The organism is Occallatibacter riparius, from assembly GCF_025264625.1.
GTDB classification, from domain to species: Bacteria; Acidobacteriota; Terriglobia; order Terriglobales; family Acidobacteriaceae; genus Telmatobacter; species Telmatobacter riparius.
This window is the reverse complement of sequence record NZ_CP093313.1, coordinates 6,614,454-6,639,426: the sequence shown is the minus strand read 5'-3', so window position 1 is coordinate 6,639,426 and position 24,973 is coordinate 6,614,454. Positions and strand designations below refer to the sequence as shown.

The 24,973-nt window shown below is 59.0% G+C and carries 21 protein-coding genes, 2 tRNA genes and 3 rRNA genes; 17 read left to right on the top strand and 9 right to left on the bottom strand.

Annotated elements, in window-relative coordinates; all coding sequences use genetic code 11:
* The first annotated feature begins 432 nt into the window (after positions 1-432).
* From MOP44_RS27185 to MOP44_RS27175, 3 genes are all read left to right on the top strand, one after another.
* A complete protein-coding gene (locus MOP44_RS27185; protein WP_260793709.1) occupies positions 433-1,353 on the top strand; it encodes a LysR family transcriptional regulator in 921 nt (306 codons plus the stop codon).
* Positions 1,354-1,520: 167 nt separating this feature from the next.
* On the top strand, positions 1,521-2,393 hold the full coding sequence (locus MOP44_RS27180; RefSeq protein ID WP_260793708.1) for an SDR family oxidoreductase: 873 nt from the start codon (positions 1,521-1,523) through the stop codon (positions 2,391-2,393).
* 32 nt (positions 2,394-2,425) lie between these two features.
* Positions 2,426-3,337 (top strand): NADP-dependent oxidoreductase, encoded by a 912-nt coding sequence (locus tag MOP44_RS27175; protein ID WP_260793707.1) that lies wholly within the window; start codon positions 2,426-2,428, stop codon positions 3,335-3,337.
* 114 nt (positions 3,338-3,451) lie between these two features.
* On the opposite strand, the gene MOP44_RS27170 is transcribed toward MOP44_RS27175, so the two are convergent.
* From MOP44_RS27170 to MOP44_RS27160, 3 genes are all read right to left on the bottom strand, one after another.
* Positions 3,452-4,477: a GGDEF domain-containing protein gene (locus MOP44_RS27170; RefSeq protein WP_260793706.1), complete on the bottom strand. Its 1,026-nt coding sequence runs from the start codon at positions 4,475-4,477 to the stop codon at positions 3,452-3,454.
* Positions 4,478-4,619: 142 nt separating this feature from the next.
* Complete coding sequence (gene moaA / locus MOP44_RS27165) at positions 4,620-5,651, bottom strand: GTP 3',8-cyclase MoaA (RefSeq protein WP_260793705.1); 1,032 nt, start codon at positions 5,649-5,651, stop codon at positions 4,620-4,622.
* A gap of 152 nt (positions 5,652-5,803) precedes the next feature.
* Positions 5,804-6,082, bottom strand: coding sequence for a hypothetical protein (locus MOP44_RS27160; protein ID WP_260793704.1), 279 nt, complete (start codon positions 6,080-6,082; stop codon positions 5,804-5,806).
* 188 nt (positions 6,083-6,270) lie between these two features.
* Here MOP44_RS27160 and MOP44_RS27155 point away from each other — a divergent pair, with 188 nt between their 5' ends.
* Entirely contained in the window at positions 6,271-6,570 is a 300-nt protein-coding gene (locus MOP44_RS27155; RefSeq protein WP_260793703.1) for a putative quinol monooxygenase, read from the top strand.
* 12 nt (positions 6,571-6,582) lie between these two features.
* On the opposite strand, the gene MOP44_RS27150 is transcribed toward MOP44_RS27155, so the two are convergent.
* Positions 6,583-6,861, bottom strand: coding sequence for a hypothetical protein (locus MOP44_RS27150; RefSeq protein ID WP_260793702.1), 279 nt, complete (start codon positions 6,859-6,861; stop codon positions 6,583-6,585).
* 101 nt (positions 6,862-6,962) lie between these two features.
* On the opposite strand from MOP44_RS27150, the gene MOP44_RS27145 reads away from it, so the two are divergent.
* Complete coding sequence (locus MOP44_RS27145) at positions 6,963-7,133, top strand: hypothetical protein (RefSeq protein ID WP_260793701.1); 171 nt, start codon at positions 6,963-6,965, stop codon at positions 7,131-7,133.
* Positions 7,134-7,147: 14 nt separating this feature from the next.
* A complete protein-coding gene (locus tag MOP44_RS27140; RefSeq protein WP_260793700.1) occupies positions 7,148-7,507 on the top strand; it encodes a VOC family protein in 360 nt (119 codons plus the stop codon).
* Between the two features lie 87 nt (positions 7,508-7,594).
* Here MOP44_RS27140 and MOP44_RS27135 read toward each other — a convergent pair whose 3' ends face one another.
* From MOP44_RS27135 to MOP44_RS27125, 3 genes are all read right to left on the bottom strand, one after another.
* Positions 7,595-8,998 carry an energy transducer TonB gene (locus MOP44_RS27135; RefSeq protein ID WP_260793699.1) on the bottom strand — a complete coding sequence of 468 codons (1,404 nt, stop codon included), beginning with the start codon at positions 8,996-8,998 and terminating at the stop codon, positions 7,595-7,597.
* 67 nt (positions 8,999-9,065) lie between these two features.
* Positions 9,066-9,818, bottom strand: a complete 753-nt coding sequence (locus MOP44_RS27130; RefSeq protein WP_260793698.1) for an RNA methyltransferase — start codon at positions 9,816-9,818, stop codon at positions 9,066-9,068.
* 20 nt (positions 9,819-9,838) lie between these two features.
* Positions 9,839-11,689, bottom strand: coding sequence for a VWA domain-containing protein (locus MOP44_RS27125; protein WP_260793697.1), 1,851 nt, complete (start codon positions 11,687-11,689; stop codon positions 9,839-9,841).
* A gap of 141 nt (positions 11,690-11,830) precedes the next feature.
* Between MOP44_RS27125 and mtnB the strand changes: the two genes are divergently transcribed.
* The 10 genes from mtnB to rrf all read left to right on the top strand — a co-directional run bounded on the left by mtnB (position 11,831) and on the right by rrf (position 21,811).
* Positions 11,831-12,457, top strand: coding sequence for a methylthioribulose 1-phosphate dehydratase (mtnB, locus tag MOP44_RS27120; protein ID WP_260793696.1), 627 nt, complete (start codon positions 11,831-11,833; stop codon positions 12,455-12,457).
* Between the two features lie 25 nt (positions 12,458-12,482).
* Positions 12,483-13,064: a 1,2-dihydroxy-3-keto-5-methylthiopentene dioxygenase gene (locus MOP44_RS27115; protein ID WP_260793695.1), complete on the top strand. Its 582-nt coding sequence runs from the start codon at positions 12,483-12,485 to the stop codon at positions 13,062-13,064.
* A gap of 266 nt (positions 13,065-13,330) precedes the next feature.
* Entirely contained in the window at positions 13,331-13,855 is a 525-nt protein-coding gene (locus MOP44_RS27110) for a hypothetical protein (protein WP_260793694.1), read from the top strand.
* Between the two features lie 29 nt (positions 13,856-13,884).
* On the top strand, positions 13,885-14,598 hold the full coding sequence (gene mtnC / locus MOP44_RS27105) for an acireductone synthase (RefSeq protein ID WP_260793693.1): 714 nt from the start codon (positions 13,885-13,887) through the stop codon (positions 14,596-14,598).
* 8 nt (positions 14,599-14,606) lie between these two features.
* Positions 14,607-15,302 carry a MarC family protein gene (locus MOP44_RS27100; RefSeq protein WP_260793692.1) on the top strand — a complete coding sequence of 232 codons (696 nt, stop codon included), beginning with the start codon at positions 14,607-14,609 and terminating at the stop codon, positions 15,300-15,302.
* Positions 15,303-16,179: 877 nt separating this feature from the next.
* Positions 16,180-17,681, top strand: a 16S ribosomal RNA gene (locus tag MOP44_RS27095).
* Between the two features lie 276 nt (positions 17,682-17,957).
* Positions 17,958-18,034, top strand: a tRNA-Ile gene (locus tag MOP44_RS27090).
* Positions 18,035-18,055: 21 nt separating this feature from the next.
* Positions 18,056-18,131: transfer RNA gene (locus tag MOP44_RS27085), tRNA-Ala, on the top strand.
* A gap of 445 nt (positions 18,132-18,576) precedes the next feature.
* A 23S ribosomal RNA gene (locus tag MOP44_RS27080) occupies positions 18,577-21,494 on the top strand.
* Positions 21,495-21,695: 201 nt separating this feature from the next.
* Positions 21,696-21,811: ribosomal RNA gene (gene rrf / locus MOP44_RS27075) — 5S ribosomal RNA — on the top strand.
* Together the 16S, 23S and 5S rRNA genes with 2 tRNA genes alongside form the textbook arrangement of a ribosomal RNA operon.
* Positions 21,812-21,860: 49 nt before the next feature.
* Here the strand turns inward: rrf and MOP44_RS27070 are convergent.
* Positions 21,861-22,586, bottom strand: coding sequence for a hypothetical protein (locus MOP44_RS27070; RefSeq protein WP_260793691.1), 726 nt, complete (start codon positions 22,584-22,586; stop codon positions 21,861-21,863).
* A gap of 54 nt (positions 22,587-22,640) precedes the next feature.
* The gene (locus tag MOP44_RS27065; RefSeq protein ID WP_260793690.1) at positions 22,641-23,069 is read right to left on the bottom strand and encodes a response regulator; all 429 of its coding nucleotides are present in this window, start codon (positions 23,067-23,069) and stop codon (positions 22,641-22,643) included.
* Positions 23,070-23,176: 107 nt separating this feature from the next.
* Here MOP44_RS27065 and MOP44_RS27060 point away from each other — a divergent pair, with 107 nt between their 5' ends.
* Positions 23,177-24,469 carry an MGH1-like glycoside hydrolase domain-containing protein gene (locus MOP44_RS27060; RefSeq protein WP_260793689.1) on the top strand — a complete coding sequence of 431 codons (1,293 nt, stop codon included), beginning with the start codon at positions 23,177-23,179 and terminating at the stop codon, positions 24,467-24,469.
* Positions 24,470-24,973: the final 504 nt, after the last annotated feature.

The following is a 24,973-nucleotide window of genomic DNA, read 5'->3' as shown; positions in this document are numbered from 1 at the left end:
CGTGCGTCGGACACCGAGCGCTCCGCCGCCTTTAACCCGCGTGGAGCTGTGCAGAGCGTCCGAGGCGGCATGATAGGGAGGCGCGCTCTGAGCCAAAGCGCCCATAGGCCACATGTGAATGACCGCGAGCGCCGAGAGCCATCTTGTCACGAGAGCGATTTGACTCTTTCGTTTCACGGCCTGTCAGACTTCTTTCCGGGCAAACAGGAGTTGCACTAAACCAAATGCGAGCTGCCACGGGATAGCGTGACATCCCTTGAAGACCTCTGATGCTCTCCGAAGTGATTGGATGCGGGGCGAGGCACGGTTTGGATGTCATTTTTAATGGGGGAAGAACGGAATGGATGATTGTTCGGTGCGAGATGCAAGAATCACCAGATGCTGTGAGCTCGCGCGGCGTTTGAAGCTGCAATCAGGAGAGTGAGGGATTTGATGCGTTTTCTTGCAGACCTGGCCTTGTTCGTCGAAGTTGCTAATACGCGCAATTTCGGCCGCGCGGCGACAGCTCTCGGGATGCCTGCCTCAACTCTCTCGCGGCGCATCAGCGTGCTGGAGCGCGAATTGGGCGTTCAGCTGATCCACCGCTCTTCCCGGGTCTTCACGTTAACGGACGCGGGTCAGTCCTGCTATGAGCAGGCCAAATCTCTGGTCGCGGAAGCGAAGCGCATTCAGGAAGGCGTGGCCGGGAGTGCATCCCAAGCCTCAGGACATATTCGCGTAGGCGTGCCATTTGATCTGGCACAGACGATTTTTGTCCCGCTCTTCTCGCGCTACATACGGGCAAACCCGCAATTTTCGGTGGAGGTCTTCTCTATCAGCGGTCATCCGAATCTGCTGACGGAGAGTCTGGACCTGGCGATATGGGTGGGGCATCAATTGCGCCTGCCGGACTCTTCCTTCTGGTCTCGCCGCATCGGCACCTTTGCGCGCCGCCTCTTCGCGTCAAAGGAATACCTGGCGAGACACAAGAAGATCCAGGAACCACAGCAATTGACCGAGCACTCGTGTCTGTGCTTCATGCACGGAGAAGCGCTCAGCCAGTGGGATCTGTACCGCGGACGCGAGCACAAGTCCGTGAAGGTGGGGGGAGCGGCATCCGCGAACTCTGTTGGCATGCTCGCGAGATTCGCTAAAGAAGGAATGGGCATAGTGCTGGCCTCGGACTTTCTTGCTTCTCATCCGGGATTCGGCGATGGCCTCGTCAGAGTGCTCGGTGATTGGGAAGCTACGCCCGCACATCTGTTTGCGGTTACGCCTTCAGAGCTGCAGCCCGAGCGCGTGCGCAAGCTCGTCTCCTTCATGAATGAGAACTTCGAGCAGGCACTGCTCGAGGTGACCTCGCATCGCAAGTAGTCGGTCGTTATCCGAAATCGGGACGCCCTAGTTGGCCAGCGACTCACGATCTTCTATTCCAAAATCGGAATATTGCTTTCCATGAAAGGTTGATTCGCGCCCACAGAGCACCGCGTCTCTTGTATCGTGCCGGCCGCGTTATGGCGGCACGAAGGAGAGAGACCAAAATGAAGATTCTTGTTACAGGTGCGACCGGAAATGTGGGCAGAGAGGTTGTGAAGAACCTGCTCAACCGTGGTGTTGAGGTGCGGGCGTTGGCACGCAAGCCGGAGTCCGTCAGCTTCCCCGCTGGGGTAGAGGTGGTCCAGGGCGATCTGACCGATCCGGAGTCGGTCCGCGCAGCCGTCAATGGTGTCGATAAGCTCTTCCTCTTGAACGCTGTTGTGGCCGATGAACTCACGCAGGCGCTGATCACCTATGGGATTGCGAAGCGCGAGGGGATCAAGCATGTAACGTATGTGTCGGTCTACAAGGCTGACCATTTCCGCGACGTACCGCACTTCGCGTCGAAGGTCGCGGTCGAGAATGCGCTGCATGAGTTCGGTGTGCCTTACACGGTTCTCCGTCCCGGATATTTCTTCCAGAACGATCTCACGCTCAAGCCGTTACTCGAGCAGATGGGGATCTACCCCATGCCGATTGGAACCGCCGGCATATCTGCCATCGATTCGCGCGATATCGCGGAAGCCGCGGCGATCACGCTCACGAAACAGGGCCATGAAGGGCAGACCTACGATCTCGTGAGTTCGTCGCAGATTACGGGACCTGGCAATGCGGCGCTCTGGAGCAAGGCGCTGGGCAAAGACATCTTCTATACGGGGCACGACTTCGATGCGTGGGAAAAGCAGATGAGCGGGCAACTGCCGGGCTGGATGGCCTATGACATGCGAACCATGCTGGAGGGCTATGTCGAACGCGGATTCGCTTCCACGGAAGCCGATGTAGCCCGCGTGACCAAACTGCTGGGTCACGCGCCACGCACATATGAGGCGTTTGTGCAGGAAGCTGCCGCTGCATGGGCAAACAAAGAGCAGCGCTAATCAACGAGCTTAGGAACCAGAAGGAGAAAGCTATGAAAGCACTACGCATTAGCGACTACGGCGCGCCACTCCACATCGATGAAGTGCCAGTCCCTTCGCCCGCTCCGGGGCAGGTGCTCGTCGAGAACCACTTCACCAGCATGAATGGCGTCGACCCCGGGCGCGGCATGGGGTATCTGCGCCACGTTTTTCAACTGCAGTTTCCGTGGACGCCTGGCGGCGATGTATCGGGCCGCGTGGCGGCTGTTGGCGAAGGCGTCACGGATTTTAAAGTGGGCGACGAAGTGTTCGGCTATACAAGAGACGCGGGTGCCTACGCCGAGTTTGTGGTGATCAACGCCGCGAATCTGGCGCAGAGACCCGCTTCCATCTCCGCTGAGGCCGGCGCGGCGATTGCACTTGTGAGTCAGACGGCGACGCAGATGCTCGAGCTTTCGAAGATCAAGACTGGACAGAGGCTGCTGATCATGGGTGCCTCCGGCGGTGTTGGATCGCTGGCAGTGCAACTGGCGCGAAACGCCGGTGTCCACGTGATCGCAACGGCGCGGCGGAGCAAAGCCGATGCTCTCGAGCAACTGGGAGCGGAGCAGGTTGTCGACCTATCGAAGCAGCGACTGGAGGACGTCCCACAGGTCGATGCCGTGCTGAACCTGATCGGCCAGGACACAGTGGTGCCTTCCTATGAGCGTGTGAAGAAGGGCGGAGTCGCCGTGACCGCCAATCGGCCGGCGATCGCCGAAGAGGCTGCCCGCCTCGGGATCGAGGCACGATTTGTCGAGACCAACGTCACCACAGAAGGATTGAATGCGTTTGCGGCTCTGGTCACGACCGGTAAGATCGAGCCTCAGATCGCTGCGGTGACTACCCTCTGGTCACCTGGCACACTGTGGGCCGAACACGAAACCGAGAAGATCGGAAAGATTGTGTTCTCCGTACGCGCCTGAGTATCGTGCTCGGGAAGAAGCTGGTACGCGAGTGAGTTCACGGTGCGTACATCATTCGTAGCTCAACGCATCGAGCCAGGGGTTGTCCTGGCCAGGCATGCGGCGTGCCCGCCTTTAGGCTCCGCGGACATGGCCGCGGCCGCTGCTTTTGACGGCGTACATGCGGCTATCGGCGGCGCCGATGACGGTGTGGATGGCGGTGCCGTCACTGGGAGCGGTGGAGACGCCGATGCTGGCGCTGACTTGCAGCTTGAGGCCGGTCTTCATCTCGAATTTGGTCGCCATTAGCCGGCTCAGCAGGGAGCGCGCCTGGGCGAGGGCGTCGAATGCGCCCGTGTCGGGCATGAGGATGACGAACTCGTCGCCGCCGTAGCGGAAGCAGACGTCTTTGGGGCGGCTGAGCTGTTGCAGGCGTTCGCCGGCTTTGGAGAGCAGTTCGCTGCCGATGAGATGGCCGTGCACATCGTTCACGTTCTTGAAGCGGTCGATGTCAAGGAACGCCAAGCTGAGGGGAAGGCGAGTACGAGCGCTTCGGTCGAGCTCGCGTGCGAGCACGTCGTAGAGATGCCGGACGTTGTAGAGGCCGGTGGTGTCGTCGGTGATGGTGAGCTGCTGGATGCGGGCGACGTCGTTGGCATTCTCAATGGCGATTGCCGCATGGTCGGCCAGGATGTGGAGGAAGGCGATGGTGTAGTCGTTAAGCTGGCCGGCGGGTGGGTTAAGGATTTCGATGACGCCGAGGGTGCCTGTGCGGCCGCGCAGCGGCAGAGCGATGACCGAGCGGACCTTGCGGAGCTTTGGCGGGTTGGGTGATTCGAGCCTAGGATCGTTGACCGTTTCAGGCACGATGAGCGTTTCGCCGTGCTGGGCCACCCAGCCTGCGACGCCTTCGCCCACCTTGACGCGCAGGTCGCGCAGGGCAGTCTCTTCTCCACCCGCGGCAATAGCGTAGTAGAGCTCTTGCTTCTGCTCGTCGAGCATGAGCAGAGTCCAAAGCTCGGCGTCGATCATGCGCTCCATATAGTCGAGTATGGTGCGCAGGATCGTATCCAGATCGAAGCTAGATGTGAGAGAACGCGCCAGTCGATGGAAGACCAGCAGGTCATCCAGAGGGATGCGGGTTTCCGTATCTTGGGCCATCAGGACGTCAGATCTAGGGGAGGAATGGGATTCATTCTGCCACATCTGCCCGTGCTGTGTGCCGGGCTATGTTGAAGGATAAAGGAATCGGGAGCAAGGGGATACAGGGAAATGTGAAAGGGCGTTCGAGAGTTTGGAAAAGTTAGCCGCCGATGTGAACCATCGATCGCGAAGGCTTGAGAAAGCCGGGCTCGCCGATGTGATGGCGGGCCTCCTTAGCATCGACCGTGCGCGTGATGAAGCTGCGCAGTTCCGCGTCGCCTGCTCCTGAGCGCGCCAGGTCATACAGGTCGTGCTCGGATTGCGAGAAGAGGCAGGTGCGGATCTTCCCGTCGGAGGTGAGGCGGACGCGGCTGCATGCCCCGCAGAAGGCCTGCGTGACGGGCGCGATGATGCCGATTTCGCCGCGACCGTCAGAGAAGGTGTAGCGGCGGGCAGTCTCGCTGGCCTCATTGGGAGGCAGCTCGACCAATGGCAGGACACGGTGAATGCGGTCGACGATCTCGCGCAGAGGAACAATGATCTCAGGAGACCACAGGCGGTCCTCTTCGAGCGGCATGAACTCGATGAAGCGGACGATGACGTCTTCGCGCCGGGCAAACTCGGCGAAAGCTTCGACCTGGTCGTCGTTGAACCCGCGGAGCAGAACGCAGTTGACCTTGACGGGATCGAGTCCTGCGTCCTTGGCGGCGCGGAGTCCGCGAAGGACGGCCTGAAAGCTGCCCGGGACGCGCGTGATGCGCTCAAAGACCGGTTCATCGACGGCGTCCATGCTGACGGTAACGCGATGCAGGCCGGCGTCTTTCAGGGGCTGGGCGAGCGAGTCGAGAAGGTGGCCGTTGGTGGTAAGTGCCAGGCTGAGCGGGTCGCCGTAGATGGTGCGCATTTGGGCGAGCTCGCGGACAAGCTCGAGCAGGCCGCGCCGCAGCAATGGTTCGCCGCCGGTGAGCCGGACCTTGGTGATGCCGAGCGAGACGAAGAGGCTGATGAGACGGAGGTACTCCTCGATCTTGAGCTCGGCGAACTGGGCCCCCACCTGGCCGGTGCGGCAGTAGACGCACTTGTAGTTGCAGCGGTCAGTGATGGAGACGCGGAGATCGTGGATGACTCGCCCGTGGCTGTCGGTGAGCCTTGAGGTGGTGATTTCCGCCGGGGAAGTGGAAAGGGTGCCCATGGACATTATCAGGCTATACCGAATGGGCGATTGGGGTCACTTGCAGACCGGTATTAGGAAGGACAACCTTGCCGGAAAAGGGAGTCCAACCGGCTGCCCGTAACGTGCTGGGGCGGCTCGGTTGGATGGCAAAAGGGAAGGGGTAGAGGAACTTAGTCGAGGCGGGGGGTGCCGCTGCGGAGGGCCAAGCCGGTGATGCCAAAGCCCGCAATAAGGACGCAGGCGAGGGCGAAGTAGTAGGCCATGGGGTGCTTCCAGCCAGGCGAGTAGGCCAGATCCTGGCCGACCCACAGGAGCAGCACTGTGGCGATGGTGGCGAACTGGCCGGCGATGACGAGGAACGTGTGTCCGAGCTCGCGGCGCTTGTCGAGGGCCTCCACCTGATCGGGAGTCAGGTTGCGCTCTTCCGGGGGAAGCAGGGAATTCGGCATGATTTCGTTCTCCTTGCGAGCCGCTCAGGACCTCTGAAGTTGCAGGGAACCGGCCGGGGATCGGCGGGTTGGGTGGCAGCCGCTTACATTTCCGATTCAATCATATGCGGGCGGAGGTGCGCCAGTGAGTTATCCACTATCCGGTGAGGGGGCGGCCGATGTCGGACGCGGTTGCGTATTCTGGTTGTATGTTGCTGATTGTTGGAACGATACGGCTGTCGCCGGGCACGCTTGCGGATGCGCGTCCAGCCATGAAGAGGATGGTTGAAGGTAGCCGGGCGGAGGACGGGTGCGAGGAATACTCGTATGCGGAGGATGTGCTGGATGCCGGGCTGATTCATGTGAAAGAGCTGTGGAGAGATCGGGAAGCGCTGGATCGGCACTTTGTGTCCGCCCACCTGATGCAGTGGCGTGCCGCGTGGGCAGAGCTGGGTATTTGGGACCGCGAGCTTCGTGCCTACGAGGTTGATGAGCCGCGTGCGATCTGAATTGGCCGGCGGTCAGTCCTGGAGGAAAGCGAGGGACTGGAGGCTGGTGATCTCGAAGGGCTTGCGGCAGCGTATATTGGCGCAGCCGAGCTTATCGTCGCGGCGCACCATGTAGGACTGAGCTTTGGCAAACTTGGCGCGGTCCCGTTCGTCGGCATGGCGCGGCAGTTGAGGGCGCTTGCGGCGAACGACCCAGGTGACCTTGTACTCCCCGCTTTGGCCGCACTTAGGGCAGGTGAGGGTGTGGGTGCGCTGCTCCGTTGTTTCGGTAAAGAAATCGCGCTCTTCCATGGTCCCGTACTCTCCAGCGAACCGCCGGCGGGATTTTCCCGCGCGTCGAGTTCTATTCCATACTCGACCTTGCGGTTAGGAATGGCAAGATAGGAAGACCAGTGGCGAAGAAGAAGCAAGAGAAGTTTTCAGCGGCGAAGGCGGTGAAGGCGAACGCGCGGGAGCGCGTGGGGCAGCCGAAACCCGTGCGTGCGATTGACGAGAAGCCGCGCACAGGCCGCCAGGCTAAACACAAACCGAAACTGGACGAAGTACTGCGGCAGGAAGAGTGAGGAGAAAGGGCTCGATGGCTAAAGCAGTGGGATTTGGTGGAGTTTTCTTGAAGGCGCGCGATCCGAAGGCGCTGGCGGCCTGGTATGCGCAGCATCTGGGGATTACGAATTCGGGCTACGGGCTGAGTTTTGACGGGCCGGAATCGACCGGGATGACGATGTTTTCGCATTTTCCCGAGACGACCAAGTACTTTGGCGAAGGGCCGCAGCAGTTCATGCTGAATTTCCGAGTGGACGATCTGGATGGGCTGCTGAAGCAGCTTGCGACCGCCGAGGTGCGGATCGATCCGAAGCGCCAGGATGAGTCGTATGGGCGGTTTGCGTGGATCTGGGATCCTGAAGGCAATCGCGTGGAGTTGTGGCAGCCGCTGTAGGAGCAGGCGGAGCCTGCTCCGAGCGAATAGGGAACAGAAAAGGCTCTTGGCGCAAATGTGCTACTAGCTTCTCTGCCCCCTTTTCTCCTATTGCGGCTGCGGAACTGGAGGCTGTTGCTCTGGCTGCTGTTGAGCCGGGTGTTGCTTAGTTGCATCTGGCGCGGGAGCGGGTGCTGGCGCTGTTTCGGATGGAGCGGGAGACTGCTGCTGGCCGGTGTCGGATGGTGCGGCCGCGGGCGCTCCCTCAGCAGCGGGTTGCGGTTTCGGGGCATTTGCCGTGTAGGGGCCTGGCAGGATGGGCGCGCTTGGTTGAGACGTAGCAGCCGCCGTGGTCGACGGCTCCGCGGTGAGCTTGGAATAGATGCGGAACTGCACGAGCAGATCGAGCATTACGGGAACGGGCTGGCCGCCCTTCATCGCTGGCTCGAATTTGGCCTGCTGAATGGACTTGACGGCATTCTCGTCCAGACCGAAGCCGATTGGTCGGCCGACGGCAATCTCGCGCGCTTTGCCGTCCGTGCCCACCACGACGTGATACATGGCCATACCCGCGACGCCGTTCTTCTGGGCGAACTCGTTGGAAGGCGGGTCGATGGCCGAGATGAGCTTCGCTTTCTGATCAACATTGCCCTGACGCAGGACGTTCGCCTCGGCGGGCCTGTACGCGCGATGCTCGGCTGTGGACAGGTAGAACAGCTTCCAGTAATCGGGGAGCGTAGCGATCAAGCGATCGTCGATGCCCGTCGCGAACACGGTATCGAGCGCCTGGGCCAGTTCGCGGTTTGAAGCAGCCTCTGAATCGGTCATGGGGCGATGGCGTTCGGCTTCCTCTTCAGGCGCGGCAGCCGGGGCAGGCGCCACGGTTTGCGCCTGAGCTGGTTGATTGGCCGATTGCGGCCCGTGGTGCTTCTCCTTCTTCTCTTTTTCCTTTTTGGGCTTGGTTACTTCTTCGCGGTCGATGGTGATAACAAGCGGCTTCTTCCTGGTGGTGAGCCGAACCTTGTCGACTGCCGCGGTCTGGTCTTCTGTAGCTGAAGAGCCCAGGAAGTGCAGACCATAGCGCACGCCCTCGACTTCCAGCTTGTGCTTCTCTAGGCGCACATGCGTGATTTCGACGAGGCTGAGCGTATAAGGAGCTCTCGGGGAGCTGCCGTCGAGCTTGCCCTTCTCATCGAAGTGCAGCATGTTGTCGAGATAGCCGGTGCGCAAGTAGAAGGTCTTGCCCAGCAGTTGCTGGCGCAGTTCGCTTTCAGTGACGGCGCGGGCGTCCTTACCTTGCTCGATTGAGGTGAGGACGAAGGGGCTTGGCGCTGAGGCTCTCGGCGCGGCCGAAGGTGCGGGCAACAGCGCAGGTCCGGCTTGTTGCTGAACGGCCGGCTGCGAATCGGTTGGCTTCGTCTGCTGAGCTGCAATGGAGGCAGCGGCAAGCGAGGCGGCGACGACAAGAACAGAACGGCAGATTGAGGGAGTAAGAGGGCGTCTGGTCTTCATAGTTTTTGCGAGGGCAACTCTATCAGGAATTAGATGCGGATGCATGGATTGCCAGCGGGTCCGGCGATCAGGATTTGTGCTTCGAGTCGCGCGCCATGCGCCATAGAATCCGGCGGAACAGGCCCATGATGCGGCGCGTGTCGTGCGCGGAGGGGCCAAGGCGGCGCAGCAGCACGCGCAGGTCGTGGCGGTTTGCCTCCTGCATGATCTTGGGCGAGTAGTCCGCCGCGGTCATGGCCTCTTCGATCAGGAAGGCGAGGCGGTCGAGCTGGCCTGAATTAGCCGCAAGCGATTCTGTTCCGGCGTCGCGGCTCGGCTGAGTTGGCCGGCAGGCGAGTTCGTAGAGGCAGACTGCGGCGGCCTGGCCAAGATTCATGGAGGGCTGGCGCGGATCGGTGGGGATCTCGACCAGCACGTTGCAGAAGGAGAGATCGTCGCGCGTGAGGCCGTGCTTCTCCGGTCCGAAGACGAGTGCCGCGCGGCCGCCTCTCGCCATTTCCCGCTCGATCAGCGGGCCGAGACCGGGCAGCGAGACGATAGGCTGCTCGGGCTTGCGATGCGTGAGCGTGCCGGTTCCGGCAACGAGTGTGCAATGCGCGACGGCATCAGCCAGGTGTTCCGTGCTCTTTGCGTTTTGAAGCAGATCAGGCGCGCCAACTGCGGATTTGGCCTCGCGCCAATGCGGATCGAAAGCCGCGGCAACAGCGAGGTGCTCAAAGCCGAAGTTGGCCATGGCGCGCGCCACCGCCCCGATGTTGAGCGGGTTGCGCGGCGAGACGAGGACGACGTCCATGCGGTCGCGTTGTTCCAGCGTGAGCAAATACCGATTTTAGTGCCGTGTTACGGCTTCGTCGCACCAGGAACTGCAGGCGCAGAAGCCGCTGCGTGCGCAGTGCCCGGTTGCAGCGGGATTTGCAGCGTTCCGACTTTGCCCGTGCTCAGGTCGTAGACACCTGAGGAGAGGATGACGGGCTGGTCCTGGGGCACGTCGATTTCGATGTGCGCGGGGATCCCGGACTTCTGGACGGCGGCGTAGGTCTGAGGAGCCATCTGCATCACCTCTGTGCCTCCGTTCCAGTTGAGCGCCTGGCCATCGGAGGAATAGGCGAGAAGCTCGACCTGGACCCGGCCGCCGTGGGAGTCATTGGGGCCGGGAGTGAGGTTGATGTCGGTCCAGCGGATCATGAAGTCGACGCTGAGCCGGCGCACCGGGCCCTTGAGCTTCGAATTGTGGCCCGCAATGGCGGCGTTCGGTGCGGGCTGCTGGGCCGCGGGCAAAACGCGGAGGCCATAGAGAATCTCGGTGGAGTTGGGAGTGCCGAGAAGCATGAGGGGGTGCAGCGGATCGGCCTCAGCCTTTGCCGCCGCGCCGACCGTGATGGGGTCAGCGTTGTAGCCGCGACGCCACGAGAGGTGGTACTTGGTGTCAGGGAGGCGGATGTCGATCTTGCGATACTTGCCGTCGAGTTTTTGGTTTGAAGGCGAATAAGTGAGTGCGTAGTAATCGGAGCCGTCGGCGATGGCGCGAGCTGTGGCCGTGGAGAGATCGTTGTTGTTGTAGAAGGCCTTGCCGCCGGTGTCAGCAGCCAGCTGATTCATTTCAGCAAGGATGTTGGCGCGCGCACTGGCGTCGGACCTGAGCGTGTCGCCGACGATGGCGTTATTGGCGTTGGCGAGATTGGGAGCGCCTGCGGAGCCGGTGTAGGTGGGGGTGTTTCCTGCGCCTCCGCTGTCGGCCAGGAACCATGAGTCATTCATAATGCCTTGTGCCTGGATGGGATAGACGGCGACGCGCGCGGCGGTGAGTTCGTCAGCGGTTTTGCGGACTATGGAGTTGGGTATCAGGTTGTAATCGTTGGCGCCGCGTTCGCTGAGGTTGGGAAGAAGGGAGACGGGGAAATCCGAAGAGAACCAGAGCAGGTTTTTGCGGCCCGGCACATTGCCCAGGAACTTGGCCAGATGGCGGAGGGCCTCAAGCGTCATGAGCGTGCGGTTGCGCTGGGCGAAATCGCTCTGGGTCTGATATGCGGATTGAAGAGCCTGAATGCTGGCGGTGGACTGACCCACGTTCGACGACCGCTGGAAGGCGATACTGGAATTCTGTGCTGCTTCATCGGACCGGGTGACGAGCGACTGGCTGACCTGGCCCTGCTGGCCCTTTTTGGCGTCGGAGAGCGCGGCGAGGAGGGTAGAAACGTCGGCGGTGAAGCCGGTAACGATGTTGACCTTGTCCGCAAGCGTGACGATGGCCATGCGGGTGCCGGGCTTCACGTTCTTGAGGAACTCCATGAGCTGCTCGCGGGAATAAGCGAAGTTCTGCTCCGGGGTATTGAGCATGTCGAGCATCAGCACATTGACGGCGTCAGACGGCGGGGCCGGCGGAACATTGGTGTAGACGTTGGGCGGCATCTGGGGCAGCGGAGCAAGGGCGCCGGGCGGAAGAGCTTTGGCGTTATGCCCTTCGAAGAAGTCGACCTTCTGCGGCTTGCCATCCTCCAGCACCTGGAAGTCCGACGCCTTGAGCCCCTTGACGGGCTCGCCCTTGTCGTTGGTCACAACTACGTCGACGATGACGTCGCGGGCGCTCATCTGGAAGGTCGGCGTCTCAGGCTGGGCCTGCGGGGGAGACTGGGCAAATGCGCTGGGGAGTGAGAGAAGGGCGACGGAGAATAGAGTAAGGAACGGGCGCATGGGTCTCCTGAAATACTGGGCGGCCGGAACGAGAGTCGGCTGTGAGATAGACCAGCTTACGCTGCGGCGGGTTATGTCGAACAGGCTGAAATGCGCGGCAAAGTTATTGGTACACTGCATAGACCTATGCTTCCCCAGGCGATGAACGTACGAGTCGCGGAGCAGGTTGATGCGCTGTGCCAGCTGGCGCACTGGGCAGCGGCGCGCGGATGGGTGCCAGCCACCAGCGGCAACTTCAGCGTGCGCGATCCGGCAAACGGACACATCTACATCTCATGCAGCGGGCTCGACAAAGGCAGGATGACGCCTGCCGATCTGCTGGAACTGGATGCACAGGGCCGCGTGATCAGCGGGTTGGGCAAGCCATCGGCGGAATCGGGGCTGCACGTAGTTGCCTACCGCATGCGGCCGAAGATGCGTGCTATCGCACACGTGCACACCATCTGGAATACGCTTCTCTCCGCGCGGTCGGTGGACGCGGGACACGTGGAGATTGCCGGGTATGAACTGCTGAAGGCGTTGTCAGGCGTAGATAGCCACGCGCATGCCGAGCGTGTTCCAGTGATCGCGAATTCGCAGGACTACAGCATGCTGGCGCGGGAATTGGAGGAGGCGCTCGAGCGCAATCCTGAAACCCACGGAGTTCTGTTGAGCGCGCATGGGCTCTATACTTGGGGCACATCGGTGGCCGAGGCGCGGCGGCATCTGGAGGCGCTGGAGTTTCTGTTCGAGGTGGAGTGCCGGAGAATGCAAGGGAGTAGGGAATAGGGAGCAGGGAGTTCTGGAGGTTGGTTTGGCTGTTCTGCGCTTTCCCGATACGGACACACGGATTGATGGCGAGCCGGAGATTCGCGCGGCGCTTGGCGAAATGGGCATCGACTACGAGCGCTGGAGCCTGGACCGCGTGCCGGCGGACTGCTCTGCTGGTGAGGTGCTGACTGCGTATGCCGATGAGATTGCCGCGATGAAGCAGCGCGGCGGCTACGTGACGGCCGATGTGATCGACGTGAATCCGGAGACGCCGAACCTCGACGCGATGCTGGCGAAGTTTGACAAGGAGCACACGCACGACGAGGACGAGGTGCGGTTCATCCTGGTGGGGCGCGGCATTTTCTTTCTGCACATTGGCGGGCGGGTGGCTTCGGTTGAAGTTGGTCCCGGCGATATGCTGCGCGTGCCGCGCGGAATCACGCACTGGTTCACCTTGTGCGAAGACCGGCGAATTCGCGCGATCCGGTGGTTCCAGGACACTGCGGGATGGACGCCGCACTACACGGATTCAGGCGTGGATCGCGGATATCAGCCGCTGTGTTTCGGGCCGGTGTATATGGGCGCGCGTGTGGAAAATCCCTTCGCGAAGTCGTTGGGCGCATGAGCGATTGGATCATTCGGTTTCTTGTCGGGGTTGTGGCTTCGCTTTTGCTCGGCCTTTTGGCCCGAAGGATACCGGCGAGATTTCGCGCGGCGGCGCGCCCTTACAGCGATTCGCAGATTTCCGAGCCTTTACCAACTGGCGTGGTCGGAGCCGCGATGTGGGGCGTCGGAATTTTGCTTGCCCTTTCATTCTTTGTTCTCAGAGGCGCAAACCGCTGGTGGGCAACTCTGGATGGGCCATCGGCACTGACCGTGTATGCTCCTCAGGTGTTCTGGTGCTTTTTCCCATTATTCGCGGCGCTTGCCGTTCCCTGGCCGCTGGCTGTGTGGTATTTGCGCAGGCTTGGCCGATGGGAGGAAGCCGACGCGATTGAGGACGATGCGGACAGCAAGGGCGGCTTGAATTCGTACGTCTTCATGAAGTGGACCAGCCTCTTGCTTGTTGCTCCCATCGGCTTCTTCACGCTGCTCGCAATCCCAATTCATTTCACCATCACGGACTCGGAGATTCGAGTGGGCCACTTTGGCTCTCTGCGCTCAGAGACGTTCCCGATGAATGAGGCAAGGCGGCTGACGATAGTGGACGGATACAGGTTGCGAGATGGCAGCTTTCGAGCGGAAAGGGACGTGATTGTCGATTTTGCGGATGGACGCCGGCTTAGGGGGAATCAGGTTGGGGATGGCGGCTCCAACGTTCCTGATGATGTGCTGCAAATGCTGATTGCCAAGACGGGACTGACGCCGCAACACACCTCAACGATTGAGGACGTTCCGAAGCAGATGAATCCATAGCCGATGCGGGATGGGAAGGATCAAAGCGTATGAGCGCACCGAAGCTTTATCTGCTGGATGTTGAGGGCACGGTTGCGCCGGTTTCGTTTGTGACCGAAACGCTGTTTCCGTATGCGCGCAGGCACTTCGCACGTTTTCTCCATGTCAACGCCAAGGATCGGGCGGTTCAGGACGACTTGAGGCTTCTGGCGGAGGAGAATCGGGCCGAGACGGCGGAGGGGTGTCCTACGCTGGGGATCGAGATCAGCGACGAGATGCATGCGTTCTACTACTTGTCGTGGTTGATGAACCAGGACCGCAAGTCGACGGCGTTGAAGAGCCTGCAGGGGAAGATCTGGAAGGCGGGCTACGAACGCGGCGAGTTGCGGAGCGAAATCTTCGATGATGTGCCGGAGGCCTTTGCGCGCTGGTCGCGGGAGGGGCGGGTGGCGATCTACTCGTCGGGATCGGCGGAGGCACAGGTGCTGTTCTTCCGCCACTCGAACCACGGCGATCTGACGCCGATGCTCTCCGGCTACTTCGACACACGGACGGGGCCAAAGCAGGCGAGCGCCAGCTATGCGGCGATTGCGGAGGCGATGCAGGTCGCGCCCGCGGATGTGCTGTTTTTCTCCGATGTGGTGAAGGAACTGGATGCAGCGCGCGAGGCGGGGTGCGGGACGCGGCTGGTGATGCGGCCCGGGAATGTGCCGGTTGAGGCCGCAAACGGGCACAGCGCGATTGCATCGTTCCACGCCTCCTGAGACTCCAAATGATCGTGCACTGGACCAATCCCGCTGAAACCGCATTGAACGAACTTCGCACGGCACCGTGGGTGCGCTTCTCCGTGCTGGCGCTGAGCTCGATCTTCTTCCTGGTGGATCCGTTTGCGGCGATCGGGTCGTTCCTCGCCATCACGGAAAGTGCGGATGAGGCGCGGCGCAAGCGCATGGCGCGGAAGGCTGCGCTCACCTGCTTCATCGTGCTCACCAGCTTTGCTCTTGCCGGGCAACTCATCTTCCGCATGTTCGGAATTACGCTGCCGGCGTTCGAGGTAGCGGGCGGGCTGATCCTGTTGCTCATCGGCCTGGACATGCTGGAGGCCAAGCGCTCCCCTACGCAGGAGGCCTCGGGCGACACCGAAGAAGCCAGCCACAAGGAAGACGCGGGGATCGTGCCGCTGGGGATCCCCATGCTGGCCGGACCGGGCGCGATCTCCTCGGTGATGGTGCTGGTGGGGCAGGTTCCGCACTTCTGGCAGTGGGAGATGGGAGCGATCCTGGGCGCGATCGCCGTAACCGCGCTGGTGAGCTACTGGGTGCTGGCTGCAGCCGGGCGGGTCAGGGCGGTGATGGGCGAGACAGGCATTCGTATCCTGGTCAGGATCATGGGCTTGCTGCTGGTGGCGCTCGCTATGCAGTTCTTTGTGAATGGGCTGACGGACCTGGGTATTATTCAAAGGCAATAGTGAAATGGAGTATTTCGTCGCCCCCAAAAGGTTGAAGTCCTTGCTGGACGCGGAGCTCATGGCCTTTCCCACAAAAAGCCCCTGTTTCCCACAAGAGAAAGGGTTGCGCGATGGCTGATCCGTTGCTATTCTCAGGAAGTCGCAACAAGGCGCTGCAACGAACGACGGCAGCGGGTTGCAAATCTGAGAACGCTGTGCTAATCTCAGAAAGTTGAAACAAGGCAGTGGGGCTTCCGGTGATCAGTGAAGATCGCCCCAAGCGCGAACGACACCAAAGTCGGTTCGACCAAGTTCGGAAGCAGAGTTCGTAGGGTTGAGAGAGGCGAAAGTCGCCCCTGGCCCCTGAAGGAAATCCCTCAGAGAACAATCCACCGCAAGACCCGAGAGTTGATCTCTCGTGCGCCTCAGTGGCGCGGGTGAATAGCCGGTCGATCATTGATATTTTGCGCTGCGCTGACTCTTGGATAGGAGCAAGCCTGACTGGTTCAAAAGCGAGCTTCTGCCGCTATGAGGAACGAACGCCATCATCGTGATTGAGCGGCCTCAAGGCAAAAGCAAGCAGGTTGACAAGAGGTTAACGGCTTGATAGTCTAAGAAAGTCGCGCTAAACGGTAGAGACAAGCGGTGAAACGCTAAACTCAACGTGCGCAACAAGTTCGGGGACAACTCAGGCGACACAGTCTGAGCCTCGATCCAAAAGGACACCGCTCAGGCGGACCGTTCTCAAGGATCTTTGACAATAAGGTTGAACGTGCCAGTCGTGAGGATCGATCAGGTTTGGCTTGATCATTCTCACAAGGTAAGGTGCACCGTCGAGAGACGGATGCACGGTCTCGACTCCACCGACCTCCGTCGGGTGTGAGCGGGACAACAGGTTTCAAACGAGAGTTTGATCCTGGCTCAGAATCAACGCTGGCGGCGTGCCTAACACATGCAAGTCGAACGAGAAAGTGGAGCAATCCATGAGTAAAGTGGCGCACGGGTGAGTAACACGTGACTAACCTACCCAGGAGTGGGGAATAACTGAGGGAAACCTTAGCTAATACCGCATAACACCTACGGGTCAAAGGAGCAATTCGCTTCTGGAGGGGGTCGCGGCCGATTAGTTAGTTGGCGGGGTAATGGCCCACCAAGACGATGATCGGTATCCGGCCTGAGAGGGCGCACGGACACACTGGAACTGAAACACGGTCCAGACTCCTACGGGAGGCAGCAGTGGGGAATTTTGCGCAATGGGGGAAACCCTGACGCAGCAACGCCGCGTGGAGGATGAAGTCCTTCGGGACGTAAACTCCTTTCGATCGGGACGATAATGACGGTACCGAGAGAAGAAGCCCCGGCTAACTTCGTGCCAGCAGCCGCGGTAATACGAGGGGGGCGAGCGTTGTTCGGAATTATTGGGCGTAAAGGGTGCGTAGGCGGTTTGGTAAGTCTGATGTGAAATCTATGGGCTCAACTCATAGTCTGCATCGGAAACTGCCGGGCTTGAGTATGGGAGAGGTGAGTGGAATTCCTGGTGTAGCGGTGAAATGCGTAGATATCAGGAGGAACACCTGTGGCGAAAGCGGCTCACTGGACCATAACTGACGCTGATGCACGAAAGCTAGGGGAGCAAACAGGATTAGATACCCTGGTAGTCCTAGCCCTAAACGATGACTGCTTGGTGTGACGGGTACCCAATCCCGCCGTGCCGTAGCTAACGCGTTAAGCAGTCCGCCTGGGGAGTACGGTCGCAAGGCTGAAACTCAAAGGAATTGACGGGGGCCCGCACAAGCGGTGGAGCATGTGGTTTAATTCGACGCAACGCGAAGAACCTTACCTGGGCTCGAAATGTACAGGAATCCGGTGGAAACATCGGCGTCCCGCAAGGGACCTGTATATAGGTGCTGCATGGCTGTCGTCAGCTCGTGTCGTGAGATGTTGGGTTAAGTCCCGCAACGAGCGCAACCCTTACTTCCAGTTGCCATCATTTAGTTGGGCACTCTGGCAGAACCGCCTCGGATAACGGGGAGGAAGGTGGGGATGACGTCAAGTCCTCATGGCCTTTATGTCCAGGGCTACACACGTGCTACAATGGTCGGTACAAACCGTCGCAAACCCGCGAGGGGGAGCTAATCGGAAAAAGCCGACCTCAGTTCGGATTGGAGTCTGCAACTCGACTCCATGAAGCTGGAATCGCTAGTAATCGCGGATCAGAACGCCGCGGTGAATACGTTCCCGGGCCTTGTACACACCGCCCGTCACATCACGAAAGTGGGTTGCACTAGAAGCCGGTGAGCTAACTCGCAAGAGAAGCAGCCGTCCAAGGTGTAATTCATGATTGGGGTGAAGTCGTAACAAGGTAGCCGTAGGAGAACCTGCGGCTGGATCACCTCCTTTCTAAAAGAGAAACGGTGGCACGCTGACTCCTTCCGCGATAGCGGACACTCGAGAGAGTGCGAGTCAAGTGTCATCAAACCGTGCGCTGTTTACCTGGCAGCAAACGGAATTCTGGTCAAGACCTTCTTTGGCCTGAAACGACCGCACGATCGTCATGGGCGGCGTAGTCGCTCAGCATGTTCAACCTTGTTCCCGAAACCCTTTTAAGAACGTAATTGGAAGAGCCGCCGGGCTCCTCTGGCGGGGCGAAACGGCCAGGCCGGCAAGGCCGACCATGGGCCTGTAGCTCAGTTGGTTAGAGCGCACCCCTGATAAGGGTGAGGTCGGTAGTTCGAATCTACCCAGGCCCACCAACTAGCAAGGTTCCCAATTGTGGGGCTGTAGCTCAGCTGGGAGAGCACCTGCTTTGCAAGCAGGGGGTCATCGGTTCGATCCCGATCAGCTCCACCAATAACGTTCAGCACTGCATCAAGGTCGCTGCCTGATTCATCTAAATCGGACAGCAATCTTGGAAGCAGGCTCGTCCGCTACGCGAGGTCTTCGCAGGCGAATACGGGCAGGTTTCAACAGCCTCAGGGCTGGGCCGCTCTCGACAAAGAGAAGCGGTTAGGATGTTTGACAACGAAATTGATTGGGTAACGCAGTTGGAATACCTATACAGGTACGCCGTGAGGCGCCTGGTGAGGGCGTAAGATCCGATTGCGTAACATACAAGGCCGAGCACATAGGTTGAGCGAAAGCTTAATCGAGTGTTCGAATTGAAGAGTGTCTTTAGGAGATTCAACGTTTAGTTGTATCTCAGAGAACTTCAACTTAGGTTGAAGTTCCAGGCGAATAACAGGCGTTAATGCCAGCAGGATTGCAGTGATGCATCCCTGTGTGGAGTTAATTCTATGGTCAAGCTACTAAGGGCGCACGGTGGATGCCTTGGCAGAGACAGGCGATGAAGGACGTGGCAAGCTGCGATAAGCTTCGGTAAGCCGCACACAGGCGTTATAACCGGAGATCTCCGAATGGGGCAACCCTCCCGAGTAAACCTCGGGAACTACCTGCTGAATACATAGGCAGGATAGAGCGAACCCAGGGAAGTGAACCATCTCAGTACCTGGAGGAAAAGAAAGAAACCTCGATTCCGAAAGTAGTGGCGAGCGAAATCGGAACAGCCCAAACCCGTAGCATTTCGGTGCTTCGGGGGTTGTAGGGCCGGCAACAGTAGAGTTACCAATCTGGGCATTAGTCGAATCCTCTGGAAAGGGGATCCAAAGAGCGTGACAGGCGCGTAGACGAAAGTGCTCCAGACTCGAAGCCGGTACCTGAGTAAGGCGGGGCACGTGAAACCCTGCTTGAATCCGCGGAGACCATTCCGCAAGGCTAAATACTAGTCTCTGACCGATAGTGAACCAGTACCGTGAGGGAAAGGCGAAAAGAACCCCGTCGAGGGGAGTGCAAAGTACCTGAAACCGTGTGCCTACAAGCAGTGGGAGGACTATGCCCGCAAGGGAATGTCTGACCGCGTGCCTATTGCATAATGAGCCGGCTAGTTATTCTTGTCAGCAAGGTTAAGCGTAAGCGAGCCGCAGCGAAAGCGAGTCTTAATAGGGCGATCAGTTGGCAGGAATAGACGCGAAGCGGGATGATCTACCCATGGCCAGGTTGAAGGTGGGGTAACACCCACTGGAGGACCGAACCGGTGTTTGTTGAAAAAAGCTCGGATGAGCTGTGGGTAGGGGTGAAAGGCTAATCAAATTCCGTGATAGCTCGTTCTCTCCGAAATAGCTTTAGGGCTAGCCTCGGACGAATTGCACTGGTGGTAGAGAGATGGATGGACTAGGGGGCTTTCCGGCTTACTGAATCCAACCAAACTGCGAATGCCAGTGACAACATATCCGGGAGTCAGACGGTGGGGGCTAAGCCTCATCGTCGAGAGGGAAACAGCCCAGACCGCCTGCTAAGGTCCCCAAGTTACAGTTAAGTGGGAAAGGAAGTCGGAACGCTCAGACAGCCAGGAGGTTGGCTTAGAAGCAGCCATCCTTTAAAGAAAGCGTAATAGCTCACTGGTCAAGCGGTCCGGTGCCGACAATACAACGGGGCTAAAACTGTACACCGAAGCAGCGGATGCGTACTTTTGAGTACGCGTGGTAGGAGAGCATTCTCAACAGCGTTGAAGCCAGACTGAGAAGACTGGTGGAGCGTTGCGAAGAGACCCTGCCGGCATAAGTAGCGATAACGAAGGTGAGAACCCTTCGCGCCGAAAGTCTAAGGTTTCCTGAGGAAGGTTAATCCGCTCAGGGTTAGGCGGTCCCTAAGGCGAGGCCGAAAGGCGTAGTCGATGGACAGACGGTTAATATTCCGTCCCTCCCAAGATTCGTTTGACGATGGGGAGACGCAGAAGGATAAGCATGCCGCACTATGGCTATTGCGGTAGCTGCACGTAAGCTGGAGTCGATAGGCAAATCCGTTGACTCTTAACAGTGAGGTGCTGATCAGTCCCTTATGGGGCGTACGATGCTGATTCCACGCTGCCGAGAAAATCCTCTAAGGAGAATTGAGGGAACCGTACCCCAAACCGACACAGGTAGACGAGGAGAATATCCAAAGGCGCTCGAGTGAAAGCTCGTTAAGGAACTCGGCAAATTGGCTCCGTAACTTCGGGAGAAGGAGCGCCCACGCAAGTGGGCCGCAGTGAAGCGCGTACGGCGACTGTTTAACAAAAACACAGGTCTCTGCTAAGTCGAAAACGACGTATAGGGGCTGACGCCTGCCCGGTGCCGGAAGGTTAAAAGGAGAGGTTAGCGCAAGCGAAGCTTTGAATTGAAGCCCCGGTGAACGGCGGCCGTAACTATAACGGTCCTAAGGTAGCGAAATTCCTTGTCGGGTAAGTTCCGACCTGCACGAATGGCGTAACGATCGTACGACTGTCTTAACGAGTTGCTCGGCGAACTTGTAGTACCGGTGAAGATGCCGGTTACCCGCAGCTAGACGGAAAGACCCCGTGCACCTTTACTACACCTTAACTATGAGTTACGGTACTCGCTGCGCAGGATAGATGGGAGGCTTTGAGGCCAGGTTCTCGGACTTGGCGGAGCCAACGGTGAGATACCATCCTGCGAGTGCTGTGATTCTAACCTCCTCCCGTGATCCGGGAGAGGGACATAGTTAGGCGGGTAGTTTGACTGGGGCGGTCGCCTCCTAAATTGTAACGGAGGCGCGCGAAGCTACTCTCAGGCTGTTTGGAAATCAGCCGTCGAGTGCAAAGGCATAAGAGTGGTTAACTGTGAGACCAACAAGTCGAGCAGATGCGAAAGCAGGCCTTAGTGATCCGGTGGTTCTGTATGGAAGGGCCATCGCTCAACGGATAAAAGGTACGCCGGGGATAACAGGCTGATCATTGCCAAGAGTTCATATCGACGCAATGGTTTGGCACCTCGATGTCGGCTCATCGCATCCTGGAGCTGTAGAAGGTTCCAAGGGTTAGGCTGTTCGCCTATTAAAGCGGTACGTGAGCTGGGTTCAGAACGTCGCGAGACAGTTCGGTCCCTATCTGCTGTGGGCGTAGGAGATTTGAGGAGGGTTGTCCTTAGTACGAGAGGACCGGGATGAACGAACCTCTTGTGTTCCAGTTGTCCTGCCAAGGGCACGGCTGGGTAGCGAAGTTCGGTTGTGATAACCGCTGAATGCATATAAGCGGGAAGCACGCTCCAAGATGAGATCTCCCTGAAGGGCCCAGGAAGACCACCTGGTTGATAGGCTGGAGGTAGAAGCGCAGTGATGCGTGCAGCTTACCAGTACTAATCGCCCGTTCGGCTTGTCCATAGAATTAACTCCGCGCAGTAATATTCGCGGACATTCTTCAAGCCTTGTAAATACCAATCAATTTCGTTTCCGATGCGCGTGATTCATCGTCACGCGCACGGCAAAGTTTTAGCGCTGGCCTGCTGTAACTGCCCGCCCCGGACGCAACAATTTCGGGTGCAGTGAGCTGCGGGAAACCACCCGCCAGGCGCTACCAAGTTTGCCGGTGACCATACCGCGAGGGATCACCCGTTCCCATCCCGAACACGGAAGTTAAGCCTCGCTGGGCCGATGGTACTGCACGGGTGACTGTGTGGGAGATTAGGTGATCGCCGGCAATATGTTTGAAAAGCCCCGTCCTCGGACGGGGCTTTTTGCGTTTTGCAACTATTCGTCTTTTGCCTTCGCTCTTCGGAGCGCTTTGATCTTCTTGGCAGCCGCGACTTTCTGTTCCAGTTTCCGCTCGTGCGGGCGGCGAAGTTTCGCCAGAATCCGATTCGCCTTATCTCTCCAGCGCTGAAAGGAATGACATAGTTTCGGGTTCCTCCGAAGAGCGTCAACGTAATAGCTATCTCCTCGACTGAGTCGTTCGACGAAGAATATGGCTCGATCAAGTGGATCGCTTGATTGGTACAGCCGCGCCCACTCCATGGGATCTCCACCGCGGAGAAGTAGTGCGATCCGCCGCACCACGTCGGTTAGTTGATTCTCCTCTAGCGATCCCAACGTCGTTACAGCGGATGCTGTGATGGCGTCCATCAGTCTATGTCGATTAGCTCGCCTGCCGACGGTCTGTTCGCGCTTCTCGAGTTTGGCCTTGATCTTCTCTCCTAGCGAGACAGTGCCCCACTTGATGAGCTTCGTTCGGGCGATTCCTTTCTGAAGATGTGAAGTGGTTACATCGCCAACTACTAGTTCGACGTCCTCTGCAGAAGCCCCCGGAGTTACGTGAGCAAAGAGCTCGGCGCTCTTGCGACGATATTCCTGGTTGGCGAGTACCTTCTTCCGCTTCCATGTCTTCCGGAATGCATGTGGATCCCTGGAGAAGGTAAAGTAATCCTTCTTCAGTTCAAGCAGCTTCTTCTCTTGCGGAGTTTTGGGCTCTTTCGGCATCGCAGAAGGATAGCACTGAATCAGCTTGCGGTGACTTGGGGCTTTATGGATAAGTTACTGATCCTCGCTGGCCTTCGTTTCTTCCAGCGGCTCGGCCGAGGAGTCGGGCTCCACATACGGTGCGGCCAGCTTGGCCAGAAACTTGTCTGGATGAATCGGCTTAGGAACGAAATCGAACCCACGACGCACGGACTTGGCCACCAGCGGATCGTGGAATGAGTGCGCCGACATGAGGATGATCCGGCAAGCGGGGTGGTGCTCCGCCAGCCAGATAGCCAGGTCGAAGCCGCTCATCGGCCCCATCACGATATCGGAAACCACTATGTGCGGATTGCCTGCCTCGCACAGTCCCACGGCTTCCTCGCCGCTATACGCTGCGGTGGCCTCGTAACCGCTCGCCTGCAGAATCAGGGCGAGGCTGTCTGCGACGGACCTCTCGTCATCCACGACCAGAACCCGAATTGACTCTCTTTTCTCGTCCACATGACCCCCGAAAACCGACAACAGGATTGTAGCCACGCTTCCTGTGCGGCGTGAACATCAAATCCCCAGGAATGTCCCCGTTGGGTCAACGGTTTATGATGTCCCCCGTGTTCCTTAGATGCTCTTTGCGCCTCTCCGTCACGATGTCCGTGATCTTCTGCGCCCAGGTACAAACCCTTGCGCAGTCATCCGATCAGGAACTCCTCGCCGGCCTCGACGCAGACTTCGCCCGGCTGGCTCCTCAGACGGTGCGCCCGGCGAAAGGTTATATCCAGCACCCTTACCTGATTCCGGCTGGCTACTACGACCAGATGTGGGACTGGGACGGCTTCTTCATCGGGGCGCACTGGGCCAACCATGATTCGGCGCAGGCGGCGCTATTGCGCGATTGGGTGGTCAGCTTTGCCAGCTCCGCCGATGCCGAAGGTTACGTCGCCGGTTGCATCACCCCGACGGGCCCGCGGCCGCTCTTCGGCAAGTTCGCGATGAAGCCCTTCCTTGCGCAGGGCGCGGTTCTTGCCGCTGATCGCCTTCACGATTACGAATGGATCCGGCCCATCTGGCCGCAGATGCGCCACGTCCTCGACTACCGCCGCAAGACGCAGTTCGACGAGCGTTGGGGCCTCTGGTTCTGGGACAACGCCATGCAGTCGGGCGCCGACAACAACGCTGCGCTCAGCAACGACCCCAAGGACCGCAGCTCCATCCTCGCCGTCGATGCATCCGTGTGGGCGATGCGCGAATACCGCGCTATGGCCGTCCTCGCCACGCGGCTCGGCTACTCAGACCAGGCCGTCGATTATCGCGAACAGGCAGGCGCCACAAAGAAAGCTATCCTCAAGAACCTCTGGCTCAAGGACGAAGCGATCTTCCTCAATCGCCGCCGCGACGACGGCAAGTGGATTCGCGTCATCAGCTGGTCGAGCTTTGTCCCGCTCGCGGACGGCCTGCTGCCGCAGAAGGACGCGGAGCGCATGATCAGAGGGCATCTCATGAACACATCTGAGATGCAGTCGCCGCACGGCTATCGCAGCCTGGCAAAGAACGACCCCGCATACAACAATAAGGCGATCATCAATCCCTACTCGAATTGGCAGGGGCCCATTTGGATCAACGCCAACTACCTCGACTGGATCGCCTTGCGCCGCTACGGATTCAAGGAGCAATCGCGGTGGCTGGCCGAAACGCTGGCCCGGAACGTACGTTCCGACATCGCCAAGTGGGGCTCGATGCACGAAGACTACGATGCCGAAACCGGCGAAGGCCTCGCGCCTACGATCGAGCAATCTCCAGGCGGCAAGTTCGCCGGCTTTGTCGGCTGGAACACGCTTGCCCAGGACATGCTCCAGTGCGAAGCCACCGGCCAGCACTGCATGATGCTCGACATTCCGGCGAAGTGAGCGGCTGCGCGCGGCGCAGGCTGCTACACCATGAGGGTGAACGTAGTGCTGGCGGTGGTCTCCACCTCGACCGGCTGCCCATCCACGACAAACGGCTTATAGGTCCACTTGCCGATGGCGTCCAGCGCCGTCTAGCATTCCGGGCACGATCTGTGCGGCCGCATAGATCGGTTCGGAATCTCGTCCCCGAGGGGCTTTCCTGTCTGTTTACTGACTTATAACATTCGGGTTTCGGCGATCGAATTTGCCCTATGATATTCTGTATTTTGCTAAGTATCTTAGATATAATAAATTAGTCGAAATTTCAGGCCGAAAAGCGAAGATAAGGAGAAGCAAAAACAGGGGGAGGGGTAGCTAATTTTCTAGTAAACTTTCGCTAAAACTCCAAAGGGCTGCGCTCAACGAATCAAGCACAACCCTTCATGGATAGTAGCCTGTGTGGACCCAGGAGTCGGTGATGGCTATCACGGTCGCGTGTGGGGGTACACGTAAGGAGCCAGGCCC